General features: G+C 59.7%; 20 protein-coding genes, 1 riboswitch and 1 other annotated feature. Of the genes, 17 read left to right on the forward strand and 3 right to left on the reverse strand.

The window, feature by feature from the left end; genetic code table 11:
* Positions 1-242: 242 nt before the first annotated feature.
* Positions 243-2,426 carry an ExeM/NucH family extracellular endonuclease gene (locus G5367_RS17580; RefSeq protein ID WP_421294773.1) on the reverse strand — a complete coding sequence of 728 codons (2,184 nt, stop codon included), beginning with the start codon at positions 2,424-2,426 and terminating at the stop codon, positions 243-245.
* A 294-nt stretch (positions 2,427-2,720) separates the two neighbouring features.
* Positions 2,721-2,809: riboswitch (cyclic di-GMP riboswitch) on the forward strand.
* Between the two features lie 116 nt (positions 2,810-2,925).
* Between G5367_RS17580 and G5367_RS17585 the strand changes: the two genes are divergently transcribed.
* Entirely contained in the window at positions 2,926-5,952 is a 3,027-nt protein-coding gene (locus G5367_RS17585) for a glycosyl hydrolase family 18 protein (RefSeq protein WP_421294775.1), read from the forward strand.
* A gap of 139 nt (positions 5,953-6,091) precedes the next feature.
* Positions 6,092-7,036 carry a chemotaxis protein CheV gene (locus G5367_RS17590; protein WP_216979357.1) on the forward strand — a complete coding sequence of 315 codons (945 nt, stop codon included), beginning with the start codon at positions 6,092-6,094 and terminating at the stop codon, positions 7,034-7,036.
* A gap of 76 nt (positions 7,037-7,112) precedes the next feature.
* Here G5367_RS17590 and G5367_RS17595 read toward each other — a convergent pair whose 3' ends face one another.
* Positions 7,113-8,267, reverse strand: coding sequence for a flagellar assembly protein FlgT (locus tag G5367_RS17595; protein ID WP_005343626.1), 1,155 nt, complete (start codon positions 8,265-8,267; stop codon positions 7,113-7,115).
* A 218-nt stretch (positions 8,268-8,485) separates the two neighbouring features.
* On the opposite strand from G5367_RS17595, the gene G5367_RS17600 reads away from it, so the two are divergent.
* Both G5367_RS17600 and G5367_RS17605 read left to right on the forward strand, forming a co-directional pair.
* A complete protein-coding gene (locus tag G5367_RS17600; protein WP_005343628.1) occupies positions 8,486-9,106 on the forward strand; it encodes a FlgO family outer membrane protein in 621 nt (206 codons plus the stop codon).
* Between the two features lie 10 nt (positions 9,107-9,116).
* Positions 9,117-9,542, forward strand: a complete 426-nt coding sequence (locus G5367_RS17605; RefSeq protein WP_421294778.1) for an LPP20 family lipoprotein — start codon at positions 9,117-9,119, stop codon at positions 9,540-9,542.
* A gap of 73 nt (positions 9,543-9,615) precedes the next feature.
* On the opposite strand, the gene pheA is transcribed toward G5367_RS17605, so the two are convergent.
* A complete protein-coding gene (gene pheA / locus G5367_RS17610; RefSeq protein WP_005343631.1) occupies positions 9,616-10,788 on the reverse strand; it encodes a prephenate dehydratase in 1,173 nt (390 codons plus the stop codon).
* Between the two features lie 38 nt (positions 10,789-10,826).
* Positions 10,827-10,948, reverse strand: a sequence feature (Phe leader region).
* Between the two features lie 170 nt (positions 10,949-11,118).
* On the opposite strand from pheA, the gene G5367_RS17615 reads away from it, so the two are divergent.
* The 13 genes from G5367_RS17615 to G5367_RS17675 all read left to right on the forward strand — a co-directional run bounded on the left by G5367_RS17615 (position 11,119) and on the right by G5367_RS17675 (position 22,417).
* A complete protein-coding gene (locus G5367_RS17615; RefSeq protein ID WP_005343633.1) occupies positions 11,119-11,730 on the forward strand; it encodes an HAD family hydrolase in 612 nt (203 codons plus the stop codon).
* An 18-nt stretch (positions 11,731-11,748) separates the two neighbouring features.
* Positions 11,749-12,027: a DUF6482 family protein gene (locus G5367_RS17620; protein ID WP_421244732.1), complete on the forward strand. Its 279-nt coding sequence runs from the start codon at positions 11,749-11,751 to the stop codon at positions 12,025-12,027.
* Positions 12,028-12,106: 79 nt separating this feature from the next.
* Complete coding sequence (locus G5367_RS17625) at positions 12,107-12,943, forward strand: hypothetical protein (RefSeq protein WP_421244731.1); 837 nt, start codon at positions 12,107-12,109, stop codon at positions 12,941-12,943.
* A 107-nt stretch (positions 12,944-13,050) separates the two neighbouring features.
* On the forward strand, positions 13,051-13,623 hold the full coding sequence (locus G5367_RS17630) for a DUF3157 family protein (protein WP_337073770.1): 573 nt from the start codon (positions 13,051-13,053) through the stop codon (positions 13,621-13,623).
* Between the two features lie 188 nt (positions 13,624-13,811).
* On the forward strand, positions 13,812-14,462 hold the full coding sequence (locus tag G5367_RS17635; protein WP_421244729.1) for an outer membrane beta-barrel protein: 651 nt from the start codon (positions 13,812-13,814) through the stop codon (positions 14,460-14,462).
* Between the two features lie 180 nt (positions 14,463-14,642).
* The gene (locus G5367_RS17640) at positions 14,643-15,590 is read left to right on the forward strand and encodes a YbgA family protein (RefSeq protein ID WP_421294781.1); all 948 of its coding nucleotides are present in this window, start codon (positions 14,643-14,645) and stop codon (positions 15,588-15,590) included.
* A 69-nt stretch (positions 15,591-15,659) separates the two neighbouring features.
* Positions 15,660-16,547 carry a MerR family transcriptional regulator gene (locus tag G5367_RS17645; protein WP_216979350.1) on the forward strand — a complete coding sequence of 296 codons (888 nt, stop codon included), beginning with the start codon at positions 15,660-15,662 and terminating at the stop codon, positions 16,545-16,547.
* The gene (gene phrB / locus G5367_RS17650; protein WP_216979349.1) at positions 16,544-17,965 is read left to right on the forward strand and encodes a deoxyribodipyrimidine photo-lyase; all 1,422 of its coding nucleotides are present in this window, start codon (positions 16,544-16,546) and stop codon (positions 17,963-17,965) included. The genes G5367_RS17645 and phrB overlap by 4 nt, the downstream gene beginning before the upstream one ends.
* A gap of 1 nt (position 17,966) precedes the next feature.
* The gene (locus G5367_RS17655; RefSeq protein WP_421244727.1) at positions 17,967-18,395 is read left to right on the forward strand and encodes a nuclear transport factor 2 family protein; all 429 of its coding nucleotides are present in this window, start codon (positions 17,967-17,969) and stop codon (positions 18,393-18,395) included.
* Positions 18,392-19,126, forward strand: coding sequence for an SDR family NAD(P)-dependent oxidoreductase (locus tag G5367_RS17660; protein WP_335836942.1), 735 nt, complete (start codon positions 18,392-18,394; stop codon positions 19,124-19,126). The genes G5367_RS17655 and G5367_RS17660 overlap by 4 nt, the downstream gene beginning before the upstream one ends.
* Positions 19,123-20,382 carry an NAD(P)/FAD-dependent oxidoreductase gene (locus G5367_RS17665; protein ID WP_107682467.1) on the forward strand — a complete coding sequence of 420 codons (1,260 nt, stop codon included), beginning with the start codon at positions 19,123-19,125 and terminating at the stop codon, positions 20,380-20,382. The genes G5367_RS17660 and G5367_RS17665 overlap by 4 nt, the downstream gene beginning before the upstream one ends.
* A complete protein-coding gene (locus G5367_RS17670; protein ID WP_421244726.1) occupies positions 20,379-21,161 on the forward strand; it encodes a DUF1365 domain-containing protein in 783 nt (260 codons plus the stop codon). Before G5367_RS17665 ends, G5367_RS17670 begins: the two co-directional genes overlap by 4 nt.
* Positions 21,161-22,417, forward strand: a complete 1,257-nt coding sequence (locus tag G5367_RS17675; RefSeq protein WP_421244725.1) for a class I SAM-dependent methyltransferase — start codon at positions 21,161-21,163, stop codon at positions 22,415-22,417. Before G5367_RS17670 ends, G5367_RS17675 begins: the two co-directional genes overlap by 1 nt.
* Position 22,418 lies beyond the last annotated feature (1 nt).

Below are 22,418 nucleotides of genomic sequence, written 5' to 3' on the forward strand. Positions count from 1 at the left end.
TATAGCTCAGCTGGGAGAGCGCTTGCATGGCATGCAAGAGGTCCGCGGTTCGATCCCGCGTAGCTCCACCAAATTCTTGTTACAAGAAGCAAAAAGGCCACCGCATCGCGGTGGCCTTTTTGTTTTCTCCACCATTTATTTTCTCCATACGTCTGTGCCTTTCATTTGTAACTCCAATGACCTGAATGAAAAAGCCCGCGAGTCTCGCGGGCTTTGTTTGCACTATTCAAATGCGACTGTGGTTAACGGCGACGTCGCCAGGCCAGTGGCAACAGGGCCAGAAGGCCGAGTCCCAATGCACCACCGCCTGAGGAGGTGTCCGGTTTGGTGGCATCGCTCTCCAGTCTCAGGTCGACGATGATGGGATCATGGTCAGAGGCACTGAAGGGGTTGTCAGACTTGAGCAGTGTGCCGGTGTACTGGCTGCCGTATTCGAACAGATTGCTCTCGAAGGAGTTGATGTGCCAGTCGGCGACACCTGCCACCTTGCTAGCCAGCGCCGGGTTGGCGAGTGCGTAGTCCAGGGTGCCCAGCTCCCCGTCGTAGCTGTAGGAGATGGCTTTCTCCTTGTTGAATTTGACGTTGAGATCGATCAGGCCGTAGCTGCGAGTCACTTCGCGACCGAGCTGTTCATAGGACTGATCACCGATAAAGGTGTGAGAGGCCGATAAGATCTTCCGTTCGCTGGTGGCCGGGTTGTAGTCGGTCAGCACCCGGATCGGATCTTCCTTGGCGTAGGAGTTGAAGTCGCCCACCAGCAGCACCTGGCCCGGCAGTTTGCTGACTGCCTCACCCAGCACCTTTGCGGCTGAGACCCGGAACTCGGTGCACTTGCCCTGCAGGTCGGCCGGTTCTGTCTTGCCATCGCCATTTTCGTAGCAGCCTGACCCCTTGGATTTGAGGTGGTTGACCACCAGTGTCAGCGGCTCCTTGCTCTTGGCGAGGGTGAAGGTCTGAACCAGCGAGTCGCGCTGACCGGCTGTCTTGGCCACACCACCAGTGATGTAGCGCTGCTCTGGCAGCTTGATAACGCTGGCATCTCCGCTGGGGGTGAGCAGGGCAGGACGGTAGATCATCGCCACCATGATAGCGTCACCGCCGAAGAACTTGCCATCGGTAAGGGCAGTGACCGGCAGACGTACATAGGCGTAGTGTTTGCTCGCATCCTTCTGCTGTTCGTTGAGGCGGGTCACCAGATTGTGGAGGGCCGAGTTATCCTCGAAGCCGTTGTTCTCCATCTCCATCAGGCCGAGCAGATCGGCATCCATTACTGTAATGGCATTGACGATCTTGGTGCGCTGTTTCTCGAACTCGGGCTGGCTCTTGGCACCCCGGTTGCAACCTTTGGTGCTGTCGGCATCCGCCTGATCCTTGCACAGGATATTAAGTGCACCGCCGATGCTGGAGTGACTGGTGAAGTAGTTAAGCACGTTGAAGCTGCCGATCCGCAGATCGCTGCCAGAGAGGCGAGCCGGTGCGTCTTGACGATCCTCTTCAGGGCTGCGCAGCAGGGCACCGGCAGTCAGGGTGACATCGCTCGGTACCACCAGACGGAAGGCATCCTTGTTGTAGACGATCACCCCTTCCAGCCCGGTCAGTTGATCACCGATACGCAGATAGCCCTGATCGGCATCCCAGCCCGAGAACCAGGGCAGTACGCCATCCGGCGCCTTGTAATCAGACTCGACTACCAGACGGTTGCTGCCATTTTTGGCAGCCAGAGCGACCGCTTCCGGACTGCTGGCAACATGGATCTGGGTCGGCTTGAGCAGCGGCGCCTTGTGTGAGAGTTCGACGTTGTTGCGATAAACCTTGTAGTCGAAACCGTAGTTGCGGGTCAGATGGAGATCGCTGCTGCTGTTGAGCCGTACCCGCATCCCTTCGTGGCGATTGAGCGCCTGTACCAGCGTCTCTCCTTCATTGACCTGCAATATGCTGGTTGGCACATTCAGCCCTTGTGCTGTGACCTGCAGGCGGGCTTTGTTGGATTCGAAGGTAGGCTTGAGCTGGGTGCCGCCGTAATACTCCTCGACTTTGGCTTCGAGGCAGAGTTCTGCCCCCGGTTTGATGTCGGCATAGTTGGTCGCAAACTCCTTGTCGTTCAGATAGACAAAGATGCCATCGGAGGTCTCCGGATTACCATCACCCACCGGGTCGGTCAGATAGAAACCCTTGGTCAGACTTTGGCCCAGCGCCGTCACGATACCGCGAACATTGAAGGTCCCGGGGCTTATTTTGCCGGTTACATTACCGTTTTTGTCGGCCACCGTGTCGGTCGCGAACTGGCTACCTGAGCCTGTTCCCTGAATGGTCGGGATCGGGGTGAGTTGCGCCGGATCGGTGGGACAGACGAAGGCGGCATGGGCGCCGGGTGCAGCGAGGGCCAGCCCCACAGCCAGAGACAGTAGGGTGCGAGTACCTTTCATAAGTGTTCCTTTTTTATTTTTGCCAGTGTTTCCATAGCCTTGGTCGCTGACCAAGGGCGCGCATTGTCACATTTTCGGCATATCGTACCAGTGAGCCAACGCACATTACCGGGATACAAATGAGCGCAATTCGGCGTTTTTTGACTTGGCTAACACTCTGAAATTACTGATGAAAAACTTACCAATGGGCGTGGTGGGAAATGTGATCCCGCTGGCAACCACATATTTTTCTTCGAGAATGAAGATTGAGACACTGCGGGTTGATTCCTATACTCGATTTGTTCCTCACGGAACCCAGGTAAAGGGCAAACCGGTCGAAATGCCGGGACGCAAAACCTCCGGTCTGCCGATCAGACGATGATCCAGATAGCGGGGTTTCCCCGGGTGAAGAGGCAGTGTGCGGCGAGTCCATGGCCGGTAGTCTCCCGTCTTTCACGCAGGTTGCGTTTGTGCTTTGCCTTGGTCACCAATGCCAAGACAAAACAAGGAAGATAACAATATGCAACAGTTCCTGAGGCCCAGCCGGCTTGCCGTGCTGGTGGCCATCGCTGCCATGCCCGCCTGGGCGCAGGCAGCTTATCCCGCCTACAAGGCCGGTACTGCCTACAAAGCCGGTGATATCGTCAGCAATGCCGGCGCCCTCTATGAATGCAAAGAGTTCCCCTACTCGGGCTGGTGCGGGGCATCACCCTATCACTATGAACCCGGTGTCGGGGTGGTCTGGGCGGATGCCTGGAAGCTCTACGGCGGCGAAGTGCCGCCACCTGCGCTCGGTGTGGCCGTCAGCTCACCGGCTACCGGTGCCAGTTTCAACGAAGGGGCCAGCGTGGCGCTAGCGGTGACCTTGAGTGGCCCGGTCACTGCGCTGGTCAAGGTCGAATACCTTGTCGACGGCAAGCTGGTCGCCACGGCCAGCGCCTCGCCCTGGGGGGCCAGCTGGAGTGCTGCGGGCCTTGGGGCGCACGCCCTGAAAGCGCGGGCGCTGGATAAGGATGGCAAGGTTCTGAGCGAAGCTGATTCGAGCTTCAACGTTGCCGCCGTGGTAGCGCCAGAGGCGCCCAAGGTGAGCATCAGCAGCCCGGCCAGCGGTGCCAAGGTGACCCTGGGTCGCAGCGTGGCGGTGAGCGGCAACGTCACCGATGCCAACAACGATGTGGCCAAAGTCGAGCTGTTTGTCGATGGCAAGAGGGTAGGAGAAGACAATGCCGCCCCCTGGCAGGTGAACTGGACGCCCGATGCCAAAGGCAGTGCCGCCCTCAAGCTGGTCGCCACTGACAAGAGCAATCTGAGCGGCGAGTCGGCGGCGGTGACCGTCACTGTCGAGGAGGCCGCGCTGCCGCCCACCGGTGGCAACCTCTCTTGTGACATTCGCCAGGTCTATCGCCCGGATGGCTACGAGTGCATGGGGGATGACCATGCCCGCCGGGTCATCGGCTACTTCACCTCCTGGCGCACCGGCAAGAACGGCTTGCCCGCCTATCTGGTGAGCGACATTCCGTGGAGCAAGATCACCCACATCAACTACGCCTTCGCGGCGGTGGACGAGCAGAGCCACACCATCAAGGTGGATGACTCGGCGACCAAGATGACCTGGGATGGCGTGCCGGGAGCCGAGATGGATCCGGAGTTCGCCTACAAGGGGCACTTCAACCTGCTGTCGAAGTTCAAGAAGCAGTATCCGGACGTGAAAACCCTGATCTCGGTCGGGGGCTGGGCCGATACGCGCGGCTTCTACACCGCCACCACCAAGGGCGACTGCTCGGTCAACACAGATGGCATCAATGCGCTTGCCACGTCGGCGGTGAGTTTTATCCGTCAGTACGGTTTTGACGGGGTCGATATCGACTACGAATACCCCACCTCCATGAAGGATGCGGGCAACCCCAACGACTTCCCGCTCTCCAACCAGTGCCGCAGCAAGCTGTTTGCCAACTACAAGGTGATGATGCAGACCCTGCGCAGCAAGCTGGATACGGCGGGCAGCGAGGATGGCCGCAAGTACATGCTGACCATCGCCTCGCCAGCTTCCGCCTATCTGCTGCGCGGCATGGAGAACTTCCAGGTCACCCAGTATCTCGACTATGTCAACCTGATGACCTACGACTTCCACGGTGCCTGGAACCACTTTGTCGGCCACAACGCCGCCCTGTTTGACAACAAGGCTGACGCCGAGCTGGCGCAGTGGGGCGTTTACACCCAGAAAGAGTTTGGTGGCATCGGTTACCTCAACGCAGCCTGGTCGGCTCACTACTTCCGTGGTGCACTGGCGGCCGGCAAGATCAACGTGGGTGTGCCTTACTACACCCGTGGCTGGCAAGGGGTCAGCGGTGGCACGCACGGTCTGGGTGGCAAGGCAGCACTGCCGAGCCAGAGCGATTGTCAGCCGGGTACCGGTGGCGGCACCATTCCGTGCGGCAACGGGGCGGTCGGCATCGACAACATCTGGCACGATCTGGACAAGAACGGCAAGGAGATCGGCGGTGGCGCCATCCCCATGTGGCATGCCAAGAACCTGGAACACGCAGCCGACTTGGGGATCACCACCATGCCGAGCTACGGTCAGGCCTGGGGTCTGGATCCCAACAACCCGGCGCACGTGATGCAGGGCAAGTATGTCCGCTACTACGACGACAAGGCCCATGCCCCCTGGTTGTGGAACGAGGAGAAGAAGGTGTTCCTCTCCACCGAGGATGAGGAGTCCATGGGTCACAAGCTGGACTACATCGTCAATCGTGGTCTGGGTGGTGTGATGTTCTGGGAGATGGCGGGTGACTATGCCTACGATCCGGTGAAAAAAGAGTACGGTATGGGGGATACCCTGACCACGCTCGCCTACGACAAGTTCGCCAAGGCGACCAAGTACAACACCAAGCAGAACGATCTGGCTGCGCCAACTGCCCAGCTCGACATCGCGGTGAGCCTCTCCGGCTTCAAGGAAGGGGATTCCAACTACCCGATCAACCCGACCCTGAAGCTCACCAACAACTCGACCCAGACCATTCCGGGCGGCACTCGCATCGAGTTTCTGGTACCCACCTCTACCTCCGACACCATCACTGACCAGAGCGGGGTGGGGCTGAAAGTGGTGGAGAGCGGTGGCAACCAGAACTCTGACGGGATTGCCAACGAGAAGGATTTCCACAAGGTGGCTCTGACGCTGCCGACCTGGAAAGCCTGGACGCCGGGCAGCGATGTGGAAGTGGCGATGACCTACTATCTGCCGGCAGCCGGTGTGCCGAGTGGCATCCGCATCATCAGCGGCAGCCAGACTGCGGGTCTCAAGGCCGAGTTCCCGACCCTGCCGGAGGCCGTACTGGGTTCGGGCGGTGGTGAGGGCGGTGCGACCTGCAGCAGCCAGAACATCAATCCGGCGGCCTACAAGGCTTACCCGACCTGGCCGCAAGGGGATCATGCCAACGCTGGCGATCGCATCACTCACAACAAGGTGGTGTGGCAGGCCAACTGGTGGACCAGCAGTGAACCCAAGGCCACCGATGGCAGCTGGAAGTCTGTATGTAGTTATTGATTTTGAAATCAATGAGATAAGTGAGGCTTCGGCCTCACTTTTTTTATCTGGGTGGTTGCTCTGGTTGAAAATGCGCCTGCCTTTCCTGGCTGGCTGCCTCTATACTAGAGTCGATTAATAATCAGATGGATATCAGCGTATGGCGAGTATATTGGATTCCGTTGATCAACGAACTCAACTGGTAGGGGAAAACCGCCTTGAGTTGTTGATGTTTCGTCTCGGCACCCGCCAGATGTTCGCCATCAACGTCTTCAAGGTGCGGGAAGTGGTCAAATTACCTCATCTCAGCAAGATGCCCGGCTCCCATCACAACATCAGCGGGGTGGCCAATATCCGTGGTACCTCTATTCCGGTGATCAACTTGCGCAGCGCTATCGGTATGCGCCCCATGCCCATCGACAGCGAGTCCAACCTCATCATCACCGAATACAACCGTACCATTCAGGGCTTTCTGGTGGGGCAGGTGGCCAATATCGTCAACATGACCTGGAAGGATATCCTGCCACCGCCGCGCTCTGCGGGGCGTGCCAACTACCTCACCGCCATCACCCGCATCCCGGAAGACGGGGTCGATCAGATCGTCGAGATCATCGACGTGGAGAAGGTGCTGGCGGAGATCATCACCTATGACATCCGCATCTCCGAAGAGGTGCTGGATCGGGAGATCCTGCCGGAAATGCATGGTCGCAAGGTGCTGATTGTCGATGACTCCAGTACAGCCCGTACCCAGGTGCGTGAGACCCTTGGTCAGCTGGGGCTGGAAGTGATCGAGTGCCAGGATGGCTTGCAGGCGCTGACCCTGCTCAAGGGATGGTGCGATGCAGGCAAGAAGGTGACCAACGAGATCCTGTTGATGATCACCGATGCCGAGATGCCCGAGATGGACGGCTACCGGCTGACCCACGAGGTGCGCAGTGATCCGCGCATGTCCGATCTCTTTATAACCCTCAATACCTCCCTGAGCGGCAACTTCAACGAAGCCATGGTCAAGAAGGTGGGCTGTGACCGCTTTATCTCCAAGTTCCAGCCTGACCTGCTGGTAGGCGTTGCGCAGGAGCGGCTGCGTCAGGTGCTGGGAACCTGACCGATACCAACCCGCTAGTCAGCCATACCAATGAGAAGCTCGGGAGATGCCATTCGCTGGTAACTCCCTTGCTCCGTTATTCCAATACTGCCAAATCCCCATTCTGGATGTTGAACGGTGAATATTTGTTCTGGCTGCTGATAATGGCGCCATCGTCGAATACCTGCACCACCTCGAACAGACCGTCGGCCGGGTTGCGCATCATGCGCGACTTGCCGTAAGGGTCGATGAAGTCGGCATTGTGCTGGATGCGAAACTGGTCGCCGAGCTTGACGCCGTTGCGCCGTCCCAGATTTATGTAAGGGCCGCGTTCGTTCTGGCCGACCACTCGGGCGGTGACCGGGGCGCAGGTAAGCTGGGCCACCAGATCCTGAGCGGCTTGCTGCAACTGGTAGTTGACCTCCTGGCCGTAGCTCGATTGCCAGAACTGGCCGCTGCTGCTGCCCACCTGATCCCGCTTGCCAAAGGTCCAGGTGGCGCGCCCTTCGTAGACCTTGCGGTTGATCAGGCTGCCGTTGATGCCGTCGAACAGGTAGAGCTGCATGCGAAAGTTGCGCACGGGATCCTCATACCAGCTGGTCAGCTGGTTGCCCTGTGGCTCGATGGAGAGATCATCGATGCTGCCGAGTACCAGATACTGGCTGTCGGTGCGCAGGCTAAGCGCCTTGATCTCTTCGAGGGCGCTGCGATCTCCCTGTTGCAGGTGGAGCGGATCAATGCGCAGGTTTTCATCCAGCCACTGGCGCACCGCGACCCCTTGCGGTGCGTTGGCGAGGGTTTCGAACAGCCGGCGCGAGAGATTTTCCGGCATGTCGTCCATTGCGCCATAGCTGGCCTGATCGGGGTAGCGCAGGCGTAGCCTGACCAATGTCAAATCCTTGGCGAAGTGCTGGGTCTGGCAGATCTGGCGCTCGGCCTGAATGTCGGCCACTAGCGTGATATACATGCGACCGTTGCGCACCTCTTCCCGCTTGAGCCGGTACTGGCGAATGTCGCCGCCGGAGCGGATCTGGATCTGCTCGGATCGCAGGCTGCCATTTTCCAGACGCTGGACGCTGGAAACGGCCGCGCCGCTAGCCAGCAGCGCCTGACGCAGGGCATCGCGGGTCGCCTGCTCGCGGGCATAGACCTCATCGCCCCCCAGAATGGCGGCGCTGCCCTGCGCTTCGATAAGCTCGGCGCGGGCGCTCAGGCTGGCCAGCAGCAGGGTCAACAGCAGCGGTAATTTCATAACAGATACCTTGATTAGGCGACTCGCAGCCCCTTCTCTTGAAGAGGGCATGGCGGGCCGACATGGATCACACCAGTTGTTCGATGACGTTTTTCTGACCATCCGCCAGAGATTGGCTCAACAGCGAAGCTTTCAGCAAGAATCATGCCTCATTCCCGGCTCAAGGTTTGTCCGGCGCGTCCGATAATAAGTCAGGTGCAGATACAGGAAAGGTATCCATGAACAAACTCATCACGGCGTTGGCGCTCGCCCTGGCATTGACCGGGTGCGGCTCCGACCCTATCAATCGGGATCAGGGTGACCCCCGCCAGGCGGCGCAGGGGATGGAGCTCAACTGGCTGGTGGCGCGTATGACCGATCAGCTGATGGAGCGCAAATCGCTGACCACCCTGACCGAGCCCATCGCGGTAGCCTCATTCGTCGATCTCGATACCCTGCAGGATACCAACTGGATGGGGCAGCAGATTGAGGAGAGCTTTATCTACGAGCTCAACCGCCGCGGCGAGGTTGTGGTGGACTTCAAGCTGACCGGTAGCATCAAGGTGACGCCACAGGGTGACTTTGTGCTGAGCCGCAACTACAAGGAGCTCTCTTCCCGCCTGCCTATCTCCCGTATTCTGGTCGGCACCTTCAGCCGCAACAGCAAGGGGATCCTGGTCAACGCACGCATCATCGACATGCGTACCAAAATGGTGGAGACCACGGCTCAGAGCCTGATCCCGCAAAAATATCTGTTCGGTGCCAACAATTCGTTTGGTCGGGCATCGATCAATCGCGGTTATCTGATGCGTGACAGCCAGGCGCGGCCGGGCGGTCATCTGGTCAATCTGACCCCGTGAGGAGCGAGTCATGAAGATCCTGTTTGGTTGCCTGTTGGCACTCTTGCTCACCGGTTGCAGTGGTAACCGGTTCGTGGATTACACCCAGGGTGGCAAGCCCGATGATTTTCCGGTGCTCAAGGCGGTGGGGTATGCGGTGATCGACATCCAGCCCGGCCCTTCCCAGTCTGAGAAAATGTTGCAAGCCATTCGCGCCTCCAAGATGGATGCTTATCGCGAGCTGGCCGAGCAGCTCAATGGTCAGCAGGTGCGCGGTCAGAGCAGCTATCGTGACCTGACCCAGACCTCCAATTCACTCGATGTGTCGGTAGCAGGCGTGGTGCGCGGTGCCCGGGTGGTGGCCTCTTATCCACGCGGCAACACCTATGCCACCGAGATGGAGCTCGATACCCGCGCCCTCTACAACATCAATCAGCTGATGGCCGGTCAGTTCTGAGTTATTGCCTGACCTGAAAACAGGCATCAAAAAAAGGCGAGCAGGGTGCTCGCCTGTTGTCGTTGTGGACTGGTTAGCTCCCCATCAGCACCGGCGGCACTGCGGTGGGTTTCACATCCTCGCTCGGGTAGCAGCCAAGCACCTTGATATAGCGAGTGATTTTGGTCAGCTCCACCAGTGCTGCCTGCATCGCCGGGGTCTGCAGGTTGGCGGAGACATCCAGGTAGAACATCTCTTCCCACGGGTTGCCCTGCACTGGACGGGACTCCAGTTTGGTCATGTTGATCTCGTGGCTGCGCAGTACCAGCAGCGCTTCCACCAGCGAGCCCGGTTTCTGGGAGGTGGACATGATGAGGGTGGTCTTGGCCGGGATCTGCGGTGCCACGTCGATGGGCTTGCGTGCCACCACGATGAAGCGGCTGTAGTTCTCCTTCTGGTTTGCCAGCTGCTCGGCCAGCACGTCCAGCCCATACAGCTCGCCGCCGGCCGCGCTGCCGATAGCTGCCGCCTCTGGGCTCGCCAGCTCTTTGACCTTCATCATGGCGCTGGAGGAGGAGTCGCAGATCTCGTGACGGGCTCCTTCCAGCTTGCTCAGATAGTGGGAGCACTGCTGAAACACCTGCGGGTGGGCATAGAAGGTCTTGATGCGGCTTAACTCGGTCGGCACGGCGGTGAGAATGCAGTGCTCGATGGGGTAGGTGAGCTCACCAACGATGGAGAGGCTGGTATGCTGCATCACGTCATAGACTTCGTTGATGGAGCCCGAGCTGGTGTTCTCGATGGGCAGCACGCCAAAAGCGGCGCGGCCCGACTCCACCGCATCCAGCACTTCGCGGAAGTTCTGGCAGTTCACCTCGATCACCTGATCCTTGTAGCGCGCCAGATATTTGCGGGCGGCGAGGCTGGAGTAGGAACCGCGTGGCCCCAGATAGGCGACGCTGGTCATCGGCTCTTGCTGCTCCGGGTTGAGCAGGCTCTGCAGATAGGCCTGCTGGGAGAGCACAGAGTCTTCGATGATGGTGTGATAGATACGGGTGATGTACTGGGCATCCAGCCCCAACACGCGCCCTTTCTGGATCAGGGCGACCAGCAGCTCCTGCTCGCGCTGGTGGTCACGGATGGGGCGGGGATTGGCCTGTTTGGCACGAGCCACCTCGATGCTGAGGGTCTTGCGTTTTGCCAGCAGGGCAAGCAGCTCCTGATCCAACCGGGTGATGTCTTGTCTGATCTCGTCGAGCGTTGCCATGATTGTTCCCTATCCAAGTAATCGATTGATATTAATGCAAAAAAAAGCCTCCGCTAGGGGAGGCTCGATTCGTCTTTGCTTTCTGTTCACACGACGACAGGCCTTCCCTCAAGCGGGCCTGATAAACGAGAAAGCAAAGAAGAATGGTGCGTGCATAGGTGTGTCCTTGAAGTAACGTCATAACCATTAAGGGATTTGCCGCTGCGATGCAAGTAAAACTTGCCCGCAGGCTGGGATGGGGGCAGGGTATCCGGTTAAGAAAATGGCGTATAAGCGATGTTCTATTGACTCTGTTTTGATGATTGAAACCCAGCGGGGGAGGTAAAGACGATGGCGATTATTTTCGATCTGGGACGGGTGGTGGTGAGCTGGGATCCGGTAGGCATAGTGCGTTCGGTGCGTGGCCCGCAAGGAGCCGAACAGTTGGCCGAGCAGCTCTTTAACCACCCGGACTGGCTAGAGGTAGACAGAGGCACCATGTCACTCCACACCATGGCCCGGGAAGCACAAGCGCGCACCGGCCTCTCGGTGGCGGAGAATCTGGCCATTTTACAGGCAGTTCCCGCCTCCCTGCAGCCAGATCCCGCTATGCTAACCCTGATAGCCGAGCTGCACGGAGCGGGCCATTCGCTCTATGCCCTCTCCAACATGGGGCATGCCAGCATCGACTGGCTGGAGCAGCACCAGGCTTTCTGGCGCTTTTTCAGTGGCAAGGTGGTCTCGGCGCGGGTGCGGATGATGAAGCCGGAGCCGGATATCTATCGCTATCTGCTGGTGTCGTTCGATCTCAAGCCGGCAGAGTGCATCTTCATTGATGACAGTCCCGCCAATATTGCGGCCGCCGAGGCCCTCGGCATCAGGGGGATCGTCTTTACCGACGTGGCGAGTTGCCGTCAGCAACTGGGTGAGTTGGGCTGTTTGCCTGTCACTGACAAGGGGTGATGCCCCTGTGGGAGCACTATGGAGCATGGCCGGTTTCGCAATTGGCTCAGTCACTATCCCGAGGCAACCCTGATTATCGCCTGCAAGGATGGCAGCGGTTATCAGCTCTGTATCGAGGCGGAAGGGGAGTATCTCTGTCTGACCGACAGCGAGGGGGAGCACCTGACCTTCACCTCACTGGATCAGGCGCAGGGTTTTTTGCGAGCCCATCGGGTACATCAGGCCAGATTGCGAGTGTATGACGATCAAGATGTTGATTTTACGGATAAATCACGGGAAATAATCATCAAGTTTTAATTTTAACCTGACTCTGTAAGGGCCTATTCAGCTTGTTTCCCGCACAATAAGCCACCTGTTTATCATCCGGAGCTGTTTAATGGATGCCAATGTTGTTGTCTTGAATCAGGGATATGATCACTCTTTTCAAGCCAGGGAGCTGCAGCTGATTGAGCAACTGGCAAATTTTGACGAGCTGATAGTCTCTTTTTCGGGGCGGTTGGAGTCCTGTTACAGCATCGATCTGTGTCGTGCCAGCGGGATCAAGATCCGCGCCATCACTCTCGATAATCCGACCCGCAGCCGCAGTGAGGTGGCTCGGGCCCGGCGTTATTGCCAGCGTTACGGTATCGACCACTGGATCATCAAGAGTGACGAGATCATCTTTTGCGATCGCCTGCCGAATATGGAGGGGTTGATCGATCCGGTTCGCCGCATTGGTGAGTATGTGCAGGCTCGTCCGGAATGGGCTCATCTGCCGTTGCTGGTCCCGGCCGCGGTGGAGGAGCGTGATGACTATCTTGCCCAGTTCGGCTCACTGCCTGCCAACACCATCTGGTTTTTTGCCGATAACGGGGTGATGAGCCGTGATTTTCGCTATGGCTTCAACAAGCGTCAGCTCGGTCGTTGGGGCAAAGGGAGCAACGGTTGTCTCAGCAATCGCTTCACCAATCCACGGCAGTTGAAGCAACGTTATCTACGAATGGTGGATCAGGCCGAACAGATGCTGGCCGACATGGGGCTGGATGAGGCGCAGGTCTTTTTCCATACCCTGTGCGACTGCTCTACCACCCTGGCCCGGGTGCGTCTGCCCGAGCATCAGCGTGCTCAGGCCTTTGATATGCAATCGGATATTCTCTCTGCCCTCAAGAGGACCGAGTTCGATCTGGTGACTCTGGATATGGCGCACAAAGAGCGGCACGATCTCGCCATCTAGCCCGTGGGCAATCGACGCCGGAGCCAGAACGTGAGTGCTGTCATAGGCAAGGAGGGGGGCGACTGTTTATACTGTCGCCCTTTCACCCGTTACCGAGTGTTCATGCCATGAAAGCTTTCTCCCGTTTGCTGGTTGCTCTCTGTCTCTCGCCCGTGTTGGCGCAGGCAGCTCCTGTTACCCAGGTGACCCTGCCTGATGGTCGGCAGGTTCAGCTCAACGATGACTTTACCTGGGAGTATCTGGTGGTCAAACCGGCCGAACCCGTGCAGGGTATAGCTGCTGATGGGAAAGCGGGGGCCGTGGTGGCGGTTGCCGCCCCGGTACTGACCGAGCAGGCCAAGGCCAACCCCGAATTGCTGTCACAAGCGGCACGCGACGGTGTGGTGGTCAAGCTGGACAAGCTCGAGGGATCGGATCCGTTGGCGCTGACCTTTATGGTGAGCAATACCGGCAGCCGCAATGTGGTCGGGGTGCGCGGCATGGTGACTCTGTTCAGTGCTGACGGTGTGCAGTTGGTGCGTCAGGAGGCCCGTTTCTGGGTCGCCGAGAATCGCTTGCCGGAGACCTACCTGCGCAAGGGGCAAGCCCGTCCATCGCTGGCCCTCGAGATCCCCCGTCCTGCCGGATTGACCGGGCAGCCCTTGGTCAGGGTCGAAATTGATGAGGTGGTCTTCCGCTGATTTGGTGTTGTCCGGCCCATGCAAACCGCTTGGGCCGGCAATTTGTTACCCCTGACATCTCGGGAAATATCTGCTTACATCTGACATGGTTTTGCAACAGCTTGCCACTCGGCAAGCCGGGATGCTGACCGCACAATGACTCCATACCAGCTCGCTAGCAACGGGCCCAATCACATGGAGTTATCATCATGAAAAAAGCAACTGTATCTCTTTTGGTTCTGGCCGGTTTCGCCTCTACTTCCGCTCTGGCACAGGATGCCTTCAGCTACGCAAAGGGCGGTTTGACCTGGGCCCACACCAAGTCTGATTACCTGAGCCAAGACAGCGCTGCATTTCCCCGTGATTCTGCCAGCAAAGGTACCCGTGATTTTGGCGGTCTGAGCCTGGATCTCTCCAAGAGTTTTGGTTCCAACTTCTACGGTCGTGCCGGAACCGAATTCACCTCCCGCAACGACGGCAACGACAGCATGTCCATCTCCAGCCTGGGTGTCGGTGTCTTTACCCCGCTCAGCACTGGCCTCAATCTCTATGGTGAGACCGGTTTGATGGGCTACAAGCTCGAGCGTGAAATGCTCAAGAATAACAATGGGTGGGACGAAGTGGCGCGCAAGAGCAGCGGCAGCATGTATGGTGAAGTGGGTCTGCGCTACGACATCGGCAATGTCGAGCTTTCCACCGCTTACCGTTACGCCAACATGACCGACGATATGCATGACTTCAAGGTAGGCGGTGCTTACAAGCTCAACCAGAACTGGGCGCTGACTGCCGACTACACCTATCGCAGCTGGGATCTGCAGAAAGGCTCCATCTCCAGCCTGGGTGTGAAATACAGTTTCTAATCCCCCTTCCAGTAGTCCGTAGTGTCTTGATTTTTACCCATGGCGTTCGCCATGGGTTTTTTCGTTTTCCAGTGATCTCTTTTTTCTCCTTGTGTCGTATCAGTCGGCGATAGTTATACAACTTCCATTTTTTTGTATAACTGCTATAACTGAATCAAGGTTTATACAAGGAGTGCCATCATGTACAAGATTAAAGTCGGTATCAGTGCTTGCCTGCTGGGACAAGAGGTGCGTTTCGACGGGGGCCACAAGCGCTCCAGCTTCTGCGAACGGGATCTTGGCGCTCACTTTGACTATCACCCCGTCTGTCCCGAGATGGCTATCGGTCTGGGGGCGCCTCGCGCCGCCATCCGGCTGGTCAAGCGCAACGGCGAGATCCGTGCCGAGGCGAGCAATGGTAGCTTCGATGTCACTGAAAAGCTGATTGCGTTCAGCGAGCAGAAGGCACGCCAGCTCGACTTCATCTCCGGCTATATCCTCTGTGCCAAATCACCCAGCTGCGGTATGGAGCGGGTCAAGGTCTATGGCGCCAACAATGAGGGGAGCGCCAAGGAGGGGATCGGCCTCTTTGCCAAGGCGTTGATTGAGGCCAACCCCCTGTTGCCGGTGGAAGAGGATGGCCGGCTCTGTGATCCCATCCTGCGGGAGAATTTCGTGCTGCGGGTCTTCGCTTACCACGACTGGCAGCAGCTCTGTGCGCGTGGTATCACCGCCTCTGCGCTGATCCGCTTCCACTCCCGCTACAAGTATCTGGTGCTCTCCCACGCCACCACCCACTACAGGACGCTCGGCAAGCTGCTCGGCAATCTGGGCAAGTCCACCAATTTGCAGGAGGTGGCCGACAACTACATCAAGGGATTGATGACCGCGCTGACCCTGCGGGCCAACCGTCGCAGCCACACCAATGTGCTGATGCACCTACAGGGCTACTTCAAGCGGGTGCTGACCCCGGCCCAGAAGCAGGAGCTGGCCGATACCATCGACAAGTACCGCACCGGCATCTTCCCCTTGCTGGTGCCGCTCACCTTGATCCGCCACTACCTGCGCGAGTACCCCAATCCCTATCTCGCCGAGCAGGTTTATCTCAATCCGCACCCCGATACGCTCAAATTGCGTTACGGGCTCTGAATCCGTTCTGTTGCCCCGGCGCATGGTTTGCATCGGGGCGCTTTACACCTCTGTTTGATGGACGTTGTCATGTCTGATTTATCGCAAGAAGTTGCTCCTCTGGCTGATGAGGGGATCTACCCCATTCGCGAGGTCTCCCGTCTCACCGGCGTCAACGCCGTGACCCTGCGTGCCTGGCAGCGCCGCTATGGTCTGGTGCAACCGGCCCGCACTGAAAAGGGCCACCGCCTCTACAGCGAGCAGGATATCCGCCAAATCGGCGAGATCCTGAGCTGGCTGGAGCGGGGAGTGAGTATCGGGCAGGTGAAGGGGCTCTTGAGTGAACCCCATTCCGAGCCAGTGAGCGATCACTGGCAGCAGACCCTGGAGCAGTTCAGTCAGGCACTGCTTGCCTTCAATCAGCGCAAGGCGGAGGCCGAGCTCAGCGATCTGTTGGCTAGCTATCCGTTCGAACTGGTGCGCAGCCGGATACTGCAACCGCTTGTGGAGCGGCTGCTGGGGTTGTGGCGCGAGCGGCCGGATGGCGAGTTGCTGCAACAGGTGTGGCTGGGCTGGCTCCATACCCGCTTCGCCCGCCACCTGATCGAGCAGGAGAAGGGCGTGCCGATTACGCTGGCGAGCTGGGGACAGGTTGGCCCCCTCGATCTGGTGTGGGCTGCTTACGAGCTGATCGGTCAGGGTTATGAGGTGCAACTGCTGGGGGCGGTGGAGCCCCGCCATGCCAGCCTGCTTGAGGGACGTGCTGCCACCCCTTGGTTGGTGCTGCTGGGGGCAGGGCTCGGTAAGCAGGAGCTGGCTACCGGCTGGCCCGCCGGCACGCGCCTGTTTGGTGAGCTGGGGCGCCTCTACGACGATGAGTGGCTTAAAGCCCATGGCTGGCAGGCGAGCCTTGCCGAGCTGATGGCGGATGCCCCAGATGCTGCTGGCACCAGCGGACGCGGGAGGAAAGAATCATGAAACTGGTCTGGTTTCGCAATGATCTTCGACTTGCCGACAACCCCGCGCTGCGGCATGCCTGCGCTGGTGATGAGCCGGTCGCCGCCCTCTTTATCATCTCCCCCACCCAGTGGCAGCAGCACAAAATGGCCCCCATCCGTCAGCGCTTTATGTTGGCGCAGGTGAATGAATTGGGCCGCGAGCTGGCGGCGCTCGGCATCCCGCTTCATCTGCTGCGAGTGGAGACCTTTGCCGAGGTGCCAGCAGCGCTGGCAGATCTTTGCCGCGAGCTGGGCGTAACCCAGCTCTACGCCAATCAAGCCATCGAGATCGATGAGCTGCGTCGTGACCACACCGTCACTGCCGCACTGGCAGAGCAGGCGGTGAGCTGTCACTGGTTCAACGGCTGCTGCGTGTTGCCGCCGGGGCGTGTGCTGACCGGGTCGGGGGAGATGTTCAAAGTCTTCACCCCCTTCAGCCGTGCCTGGCTCAAGGCTCTCGACGAGGATGGTTTTGTCATTCATCGGGCGCCGACACCGCGTGGCGAGCCGTTGCCGTGGCAGCCGCTGGCCGAACGTGCGTGGGTTGATGAGGCTCTCGGCGAGCTGACGGCGGATCCCCGCTGGCCAGTGGGGGAGGCAGAAGCTCTGCGCCGTTTGAACATTTTTCTGGAGCGTGCCGTGGTTGACTATGGCGAACAGCGTGATTTTCCAGCCATCGCGGGCACGTCCGTGCTCTCCCCCTATCTGGCTGCGGGCATCATCAGCCCGCGCCAGTGTGTGGCGGCGCTCCAGCAGCGCCTTGGCTACCGGCCCCAGTCCAAGGCCCAGCCCGGCTTTGTCTGGCTCAATGAGCTCATCTGGCGCGAGTTCTATCGCCACCTGCTGTTGCTGATCCCGACTCTCTCCATGAATCGCCCCTTCAAACCAGAGACGGCAGCCTTGCCGTGGAGCTGGGATCCGGATGCCTTCGCCGCCTGGTGCGAGGGGCGCACTGGCTACCCCATCGTCGATGCTGCGATGCGCTGTCTCAACACCACCGGCTGGATGCACAACCGGTTGCGGATGATAGTGGCGAGTTTTCTTACCAAGGATCTCCATATCCACTGGCGGCTCGGGGAGGATTACTTCATGAGTAGACTGATCGACGGGGATCTGGCAGCCAATAACGGTGGCTGGCAGTGGGCGGCGGGCACCGGTGCCGATGCGGCACCCTACTTTCGGGTTTTCAACCCCACCACTCAGGGGCAACGATTTGATCCACAAGGGGAGTTTATCCGTACCTGGGTAACTGAACTGGCCGATATTCCCGCCGCTTACGTGCATCAGCCCCACGACTGGCTACGGCTCAAGAGGCGGCAGGATTATCCGGCCCCCATGGTGGATCACGCCATTGCCCGGGTGAGAGCCATCGAGATGTTTCGCTCTCTGGAGAAATAGGATGAACGAGCCGCTGGCCCGCTTTATTGGCCTCTATCAACAACTGGACAAACAGCAGTTGCACCGCTTGCCCGAGGTCTATGCCGAACAGGTGGTCTTTATCGATCCGGCTCACCGTATCGAGGGGCTGGCGGCCCTTGGCGACTATTTTGCCGCCCTCTATCAGCGTCTCGCCTACTGCCGTTTCGTCATCACCAGTCAGCAGCAGCAAGGGCCACAGGCCTGGCTCGGCTGGACCATGACCTTCTCTCACCCCAGATTGCGTGGTGGTGAGCCGGTGACGGTGGAGGGGGCCACCCGCCTCGAATTCGACGAGGCGGGCAAGGTGTGCCAGCACAGGGACTATTTTGACCTGGGCGCCATGCTCTACGAGCAGTTGCCGTTGCTCGGGTCAGTGGTTCGCACCATCAAGATGAGGCTTGGCGCATGAGCGGCCGAGTGCTTATCACAGGCGCGACCTCCGGCATAGGTCGCCAGTTGGCGCTGGATTACCGGCGCGCCGGCTGGCAGGTGTGGGGTTGTGGCCGCGATGGCGAACGGCTGCAGGCGCTGGGGCTGGATGGCGTGACGCCGCTGCAGTTCGATGCCCGGGATCTGGCCGCAATGAGCGGGGTGGCTGCTACGCTGCCATCCCTCGATCTGCTGATCCTCAACGCAGGCAACTGCGAGTACATGGATGTGGCGGAGGGGTTTGACAGCGCGCTGTTTGCCCGAGTGATTGAGACCAATCTGACCGCCACCGGCCATGCGCTGGCCGCCTTCTTGCCGTTGCTCGGGGCTGGGTCACGGCTGGCCATCGTTAGCTCGTCGGTGAGCTGGCTGCCGCTGCCTCGGGCCGAGGCCTATGGCGCCTCCAAGGCTGCCCTCGACTATCTGGCGGATACCTTGCGCCTCGATCTGGCCAGCAAAGGGATCGGGGTGACCCTGATCCGCCCCGGCTTTGTCCAGACGCCGCTCACCGCCAAAAATGATTTTCCCATGCCCTGTCTGGTGACGGTGGAGCATGCCTCTCGCGCCATCATGGACGGGCTGACCGCTGGTCGTCACCAGATCCACTTTCCCCGCCGTTTCATCTGGTTGCTGCGCCTGCTTGGTGCGCTGCCGGTGGGGCTCTGGCTGCGCCTTGGCCGCGCACTCGTATCGAAAGGAAGCCATTCATGAAGAAAAAGATCGCCATCGTCGGTTCAGGGATCTCGGGGCTCACCGCCGGTTTTCTGCTCCACAAACTCCATGACATAACCCTGTTCGAGGCGGCGCCGACCCTGGGCGGCCACACAGCGACCGTCGATGTGAATCAGGCTGGCCGCAGCTATGCCATCGACACCGGCTTTATCGTCTTCAACGATCGCACCTACCCCAACTTCTTGAAGTTGCTGGCGCGGATCGGCATGGCGCGCCAACCGGCCGAGATGAGCTTCTCGGTGAAGAGCCCGGAGGGGCTGGAGTATAACGGCCACAACCTCGACACCCTGTTTGCCCAGCGCAGCAATCTGTTGAGCCCGCGCTTCTACGGCTTCGTTGCCGAGATCCTGCGTTTCAACCGGGAGGCGCGGGCCTGGCTGGCGGATGGTCAGCATCAGGGGGCTGGCCCCGAGCTGACTCTGGGGGATTTTTTGCTGGCGGGGGAGTTTAGCGACTACTTCGCCCGCCACTACATCTTGCCGATGGGCGCGGCGATCTGGTCATCGACCCTGGCCGATATGCGCGCCTTCCCCCTTGGCTTCTTCCTGCGCTTTTTTGCCAACCATGGCCTGCTCGATGTGGCCAATCGTCCCCAGTGGTATGTGATCCCGGGCGGCTCGCGGGAATATATCGGCCCCCTTACCGCGGGTTGGCAGTCGCAGATCCGCCTCGCCTGTCCGGTGCAGAGCGTACGGCGGGACGCGGATGGCGTGGTGATCCAGAGCAGTTACGGCGAGGAGCGGTTTGACGAGGTGATCTTCGCCTGCCACAGCGATCAGGCGCTGGCGCTGCTGGCAGATCCCGGCGAGCGGGAGCAGGCTATTCTCGGCGACATGCCCTATCAGGCCAACGATGTCTGGCTCCATACCGATGCCCGCTGCCTGCCCACCCGCCGCAAGGCATGGGCCAGCTGGAACTATCAGCTCGATGGCAACGACGAGGCGCGGCCGCTGGTGAGCTACAACATGAACATCCTGCAGGGGGTGAACTCGCCGGAGCCCTTCTGCGTCAGCCTCAATCCCAAGGGCAAGGTGGATGAGAGCAAGGTGCTGCGCCGCTTTGTCTATCACCATCCGGTGTTCAATCAGGCCTCCATCGCCGCCCAGCAGCGCCGCGCGGAGATCTGCGGCCAGCAGCACACCCACTTCTGTGGCGCCTACTGGTACAACGGCTTCCACGAGGATGGAGTACGCAGCGCGCTGGACGTCGCCAGGCGCTTCGGGGCCGAGCTATGAACGGCGCCACAGTGGCCACCGAACATGAGCGTGCCGACGAACTGGCTGGCGTCACCAGCGCCATCTGGCAGGGCTCGGTACGCCACCGCCGTTTTGCGCCGCGGGCTCACGCCTTCTCCTACAGCCTCTTTATGCTGGGGCTGGATCTCGACGAGCTGCCGCAGCTCGATCAGGGGCGTTGGTTCGGGGTTGAGCGAGCTGGGCTGCTCTCGTTTCACCGCGACGACTATCTCAAAGGCAGCGAGGGGTGCCTCAAGCAGGCGGTGTGGCATAAGGTGAGCGAGCTGGGTGGCGATGCCGACCCCGAGGGGCGGGTACTGCTGCTCGGCAACGTGCGCTGTCTGGGATTCTACTTCAGCCCGGTCAACTTCTACTTCTGCTACCGGCAGGGCGAGGCGCGCTATCTGCTGGCAGAGGTGTCGAACACCCCCTGGAACGAGCGTCACTACTACCTGCTGGATCTGGCGGCGCTGGCACCCCATGACAAGGATTTTCACGTCTCCCCCTTTATGGGGCTGGCGATGCGTTATCACTGGCGGATCAGGCCGCCCGTGCAGGAGACACTGATCCATATCGAGAGTCATCCCGTATCCAGTGAAGCCAAGCTGTTTGACGCAACCCTGGCGCTCACTCGCGAACCCTTGTCGCGCAAGGGGCTGGTGGCCCTGCTGGCCCGCTGGCCATGGATGACCATGAAGGTGCTGCTCGGGATCTACTGGCAGGCCCTGCGTCTATTTATCAAACGAACCCCGATTTTTACCCATCCGGAGAGCCGCTAATGGAACTTGCTCAATCAACCCTCTCTGCCTCTTTCATCGACAAGGGGGCAAGACAACTGCTGCTCAATCTGCTGGGTCGCCTCGAACATGGCCAGCTGCTGCTGCGGGATGGCGGTGAGCGCCACAGCTTTGGCGTCGCGGGTACCGATCTGCATGCCGAACTGGTGGTGCAGGATCCGACCTTCTATCGTCGCCTGTTGCTGGGGGGCAGCATTGCCGCCGGAGAAACCTGGGTGGAGGGACTCTGGACCAGCCCGGATCCGGTGGCGCTGGTGCGGCTGCTGGCCCGCAATCTGACCCTGCTTGACTCCCTCGAACGGCGCCTCGGCTGGCTCAGCTTCCCCTTCAACAAGGTGCGCCACTGGCTCAACCGCAATACCCTGACCGGTTCGCGCTCCAACATCGCCGCCCACTACGATCTCGGCAATACCCTCTATCAGGGGTTTCTCGACAGCCATATGCAGTACTCGAGCGCCATCTACCCGAGCGCCGAGGCCACTTTGGAAGAGGGTCAGCAAGCTAAGTTGCGCACCATCTGCGAGCGGCTGGAGCTGGGGCCTGACGATCATCTGCTGGAGATCGGCACCGGCTGGGGTGGCCTCGCTGTCTATGCCGCCCGCCACTATGGCTGCCGGGTGACCACCACGACTATCTCCCGGGCCCAGCATGACTATGCCAAGGAGTGGATTGCGCGGGAGGGGCTGGGGGATCGCATCACCTTGCTGCTGGAGGATTACCGCAAGCTGGAGGGGACGTATGACAAGCTGGTCTCCATCGAGATGATAGAGGCGGTGGGCCACGCCTTCCTGCCCGACTATTTCCGCCAGCTGTCGCGGCTGCTCAAACCCGGTGGCCGCCTGCTGATTCAGGCCATCACCATCGCCGATCAGCGCCATGCCCAGTATCTGTGCGGAGTCGATTTCATCCAGCGCTACATCTTCCCCGGTGGTTGCCTGCCGAGCGTCTCCCTGATGGCGGGGTTGCTGGCGCGGGAGACCGACATGCAACTGGTACGGTTGCACGATCACGGCCATCACTATGCCCGCACCCTGGCTCACTGGTGCGATCGCTTTCTGGCGCTGGCGCCCGAGCTGCCCAAGCTCGGTTACAGCCAGGATTTCATCCGGCTGTGGCACTTCTACTTTGCCTATTGCGAGGGGGGATTCTGGGAGCGCACCATCAGTCTGGTGCAACTGGAGGCCGCCAAGCCGGGGCCCGCTGGCTGGTCGGGTGATGTGCCAGTAAGCGGTCACTGAC

The organism is Aeromonas sp. 604282 (assembly GCF_049170575.1).
GTDB lineage: Bacteria > Pseudomonadota > Gammaproteobacteria > Enterobacterales > Aeromonadaceae > Aeromonas > Aeromonas veronii_A.